The sequence below is a fragment of the Mesorhizobium sp. M7A.F.Ca.CA.002.15.2.1 genome (assembly GCF_003998715.1).
Taxonomy (GTDB): Bacteria; Pseudomonadota; Alphaproteobacteria; order Rhizobiales; family Rhizobiaceae; genus Mesorhizobium; species Mesorhizobium ciceri.
Genome location: NZ_RZPI01000767.1, coordinates 1 through 2,479 on the forward strand (window position 1 = coordinate 1; position 2,479 = coordinate 2,479).

Below are 2,479 nucleotides of genomic sequence, written 5' to 3' on the forward strand. Positions count from 1 at the left end.
GTCTCGACCGATGCCGGGCAGAGCTATCAGTTGCTTGCCGGCAACAAGGAGACGCCGACGCATTATCTCATCCTGGTGCCGGGCGCCGATCCGGAGCGCCGCTGGGTGAAGGTCAGCTGCGGCCATGTTTCCGGCAGCAGCTGACCTTCACCCAGCGGCGCTTTCGACACTGCCTTCGGGGCGGGAGCAGGGGACCGCGTGCGCGTTTCCTGCGTCATCGATCCGTCGAGCGGCAGGCGGCTGATCGGCGAACTGACGCTCGGCCTCGCCGGCCCGATCGGCCCAAACAGCGCGCTCAAGGACCTGCTGCTGGCTTCGGTGCCGACCAACAAGGCAGGCTGCCCGACCGGCACCGTCGACGCTATCGGGTTCCAGTAAGGGCGGCTGAACGGCGCCCAGACTGCACGAGCAGCGGTCCAAGCTTGTCCGTGTGATTGGCCTGATCTGGCAAAAGCGATTGCCGTTCGCCGCCGCATCGCCTACATAGCGGCCAACCTCCATTCAATTCGACAAATCCAGTCGGTTTTTCAGGGAAAGCGCGCGTGGCACGCCAGTTCATCTATCACATGGCCGGCCTCAACAAGGCCTATGGCACCAAGAAGGTGCTCGAGAATGTCCATCTCTCCTTCTATCCGGACGCCAAGATCGGCATCCTCGGCCCCAACGGTTCGGGCAAGTCGACGATCCTCAAGATCATGGCTGGGCTCGACAAGGAGTGGAACGGCGAAGCGTGGCTCGCCGAAGGCGCCACTGTCGGCTACCTGGCGCAGGAGCCGGCGCTCGATCCGGACAAGACCGTGTTCGAAAACATCATGGAAGGCGTCGCCGCCAAGACCGCCATCATCGAGCGCTACAACGAATTGATGATGAACTATTCCGACGAGACGGCCGACGAGTCGGCCAAGCTCCAGGACGAGATGGACCGGCTGAACCTATGGGACCTCGAACAGCAGGTCGAGATGGCGATGGAAGCGCTGGGCTGCCCGCCCAAGGATTCGGAAGTCACCAAGCTTTCGGGCGGCGAGCGCCGCCGCGTCGCGCTTTGCCAGCTTTTGCTGCGCCAGCCCGACCTTCTGCTGCTCGACGAACCGACCAACCATCTCGACGCCGAAACCACGGCATGGCTGGAAAAGCATCTGCGTGCCTATCCGGGCGCCGTGATGATCATCACCCACGATCGCTACTTCCTCGACAACGTCACCGGCTGGATCCTGGAACTCGATCGCGGCCGCGGCATTCCCTATGAGGGCAACTACACCAAATACCTCGAAGCCAAGGCCAAGCGGCTCAAGCAGGAAGGCCGCGAGGACGATGCCCGCCAGCGCGCCATCGGCCGCGAGCGCGAATGGATCCAGTCGAGCCCGAAGGCCCGCCAGACCAAGTCCAAGGCGCGTATCCAGGCGTTCCAGGACCTTTTGGATGCAGCCGACAAGCGGCGTCCGAGCGATACGCAGATCGTCATCCCGCACGGCGAGCGGCTCGGCAATGTCGTGATCGAGGCGGAAGGCCTGTCGAAGGGCTTTGGTGACACGCTGCTCATCGACGGCCTGGAATTCAAGCTGCCGCCCGGCGGCATCGTCGGCGTCATCGGCCCGAACGGCGCCGGCAAGACGACACTGTTTCGCATGATCACCGGCCAGGAAAAGCCGGATGCGGGTTCTGTGCGCGTCGGCGAAACGGTGAAGCTCGGCTATGTCGACCAGAGCCGCGATGCTCTCGATCCGTCGAAGACGGTGTGGGAAGAGATTTCCGGCGGCGCAGAAGTGGTCAAGCTCGGCAAGTTCGAGGCCAACACGCGCGCCTATTGCGCGTCGTTCAACTTCCGTGGCGGCGACCAGCAGCAGAAGGTCGGCAACCTCTCCGGCGGCCAGCGCAACCGCGTGCATTTGGCCAAGATGTTGAAGACCGGCGGCAATGTGCTGCTGCTCGACGAACCGACCAACGATCTCGATACCGAAACGCTGGCCGCACTCGAAGACGCGCTGGAAAATTTCGGTGGCTGCGCGGTCATCATCTCGCACGATCGCATGTTCCTCGACCGCCTGGCGACGCACATCCTCGCCTTCGAGGGCGACAGCCATGTCGAATGGTTCGAGGGCAATTTCGAGGATTACGAGCAGGACAAGATCCGCCGCCTCGGGCCGGATGCCGTCAACCCGCACCGCATGACCTACAAGAGGCTGACGCGGTAGGGGGGGTTCCGGGCGGCGATCTCAACCGGCATGAGGAGCTCAAATGGCTGATTGGTCCGCCGCCCAATATCTGAAATTCGAAGACGAGCGCACGCGGCCCGCGCGGGATCTTGTGGCGCAGGTGCCCGTCGACTTTCCACGCCGGGTCGTCGACATCGGCTGCGGGCCGGGCAACTCGACCGAACTGCTTGTCGAGCGCTGGCCGGATGCTGAGGTGAGCGGCTTCGACACTTCGCCCGACATGATCGAGAAGGCGCGGGCTCGCTTGCCCGAGGTCACCTTTGATC

2 protein-coding genes and 1 pseudogene are annotated in these 2,479 nt (G+C 63.5%); all 3 read left to right on the forward strand.

Going from position 1 to position 2,479, the window contains the following annotated elements; genetic code table 11:
* A pseudogene (locus ENZ74_RS35840) lies at positions 1–378 on the forward strand (hypothetical protein); the annotation flags it as partial.
* A gap of 164 nt (positions 379–542) precedes the next feature.
* The gene (gene ettA, locus ENZ74_RS28950; protein ID WP_013530923.1) at positions 543–2,192 is read left to right on the forward strand and encodes an energy-dependent translational throttle protein EttA; all 1,650 of its coding nucleotides are present in this window, start codon (positions 543–545) and stop codon (positions 2,190–2,192) included.
* A 43-nt stretch (positions 2,193–2,235) separates the two neighbouring features.
* On the forward strand, positions 2,236–2,479 hold a 244-nt coding region (locus ENZ74_RS28955; RefSeq protein ID WP_127313191.1), incomplete at its 3' end, for a methyltransferase domain-containing protein.